A 1,243-nucleotide genomic window follows, 5' to 3' on the forward strand; every position below is an offset into this window, starting at 1 on the left:
GGGACTGCCCCCGGTTTTGTTGACTCCTTGACCTAGCGAGCTTGTGCTCGTGGAAGGATGTTGACCATGCCCACGGCTTATGGGGCGGAGTTCCGCCAGGATGTTATGGATGTAGCCCGCAAGGGCGAGGCGCCACTGGCGCAGATTGCCAAGGATTTCGGGCTTTCGGTCACGACGTTGAAGCGCTGGATTGCCATCGCCGAGCGCAAGGAATCCGGGACCGGCCCGGCAGCGGCGGAGTCGGCAGAGATGCGGGAGCTTAAGAAGCGGAACCGCCTGTTGGAGCAGGAGAACGAGATTCTGCGCCGGGCTGCTGCCTATCTGGCTAGGGACATCAACCCAAAATGATCTACCCGCTGGTCACGGATCTTGCCGCCGACGGTGTCCCCGTGGCGGTGACCTGCAGGGTGTTGGGATTCAGCAAGCAAGGCTATTACCGGTGGAGGGCCAGCCCGGTGACGGAACGCGATTGGGTTGATGCGCACCTCGTCAACGCCGCGCGGGACATCCACGCTGACGACCCTGCATTCGGGTACCGGTTCATCGCCGACGAACTCCCGGAGAAGGGCATCGTAGCGGGCGAAAACAGGGTCCAGCGCCTGTGCAGAGACCACGGTATCTGGTCCGTATTCTCCAAGAAGCGGAGCCTGAACCGGAAGCCGGGGCCACCGGTCCACGATGACCTGGTGGAGCGGGATTTCACCGCCGTGGCGCCAAACGAGCTGTGGCTGACGGACATCACCGAACACCCCACCGCAGAGGGGAAGCTCTACCTCTGCGCGGTGAAGGACGTCTACTCCGGAAGGATCGTCGGCTACTCGATGGACTCCCGGATGAAGTCCTCGCTGGCCGTCGCCGCACTGGATAACGCGGTGCGGGCACGCCGCCCGGCAGGGACAGTGGTGCACTCGGACCGAGGGTCCCAGTTCCGGTCCCGCCGGTTCGTCGAGTCCCTCCGGCACCACGGGCTCACCGGCTCGATGGGCAGGGTTGGTGCGTGCGCGGACAACGCCGCGATGGAATCGTTCTTCTCGCTGCTGCAAAAGAACGTCCTGGACCGTCAACGGTGGCTCACCAGGCAGGAACTCCGGCTGGCCATCACGACCTGGATCGAGAGGACCTACCACCGCCGGCGACGGCAAAGACGGCTGGGCAAACTCACGCCGATCGAATATGAAACAATCACCCGGACCGCGCTCACAGCGGCCTAAGACCCCGAGTCAACAAAAGCCGGGGCAGTCCC

General features: G+C 63.9%; 1 protein-coding gene. It reads left to right on the plus strand.

Going from position 1 to position 1,243, the window contains the following annotated elements:
* Positions 1 to 66 precede the first annotated feature (66 nt).
* A protein-coding gene (locus ACFVVC_RS22375) for an IS3 family transposase (RefSeq protein WP_387458518.1) occupies positions 67 to 1,211 on the plus strand; the annotation gives its coding sequence in 2 pieces (ribosomal slippage) (positions 67 to 343 and positions 343 to 1,211; 1,146 coding nt in all).
* The last annotated feature ends 32 nt before the right edge of the window (positions 1,212 to 1,243 follow it).

Origin of the sequence: Pseudarthrobacter sp. NPDC058196 (genome assembly GCF_042882685.1) — a bacterium.
GTDB lineage: Bacteria > Actinomycetota > Actinomycetes > Actinomycetales > Micrococcaceae > Arthrobacter.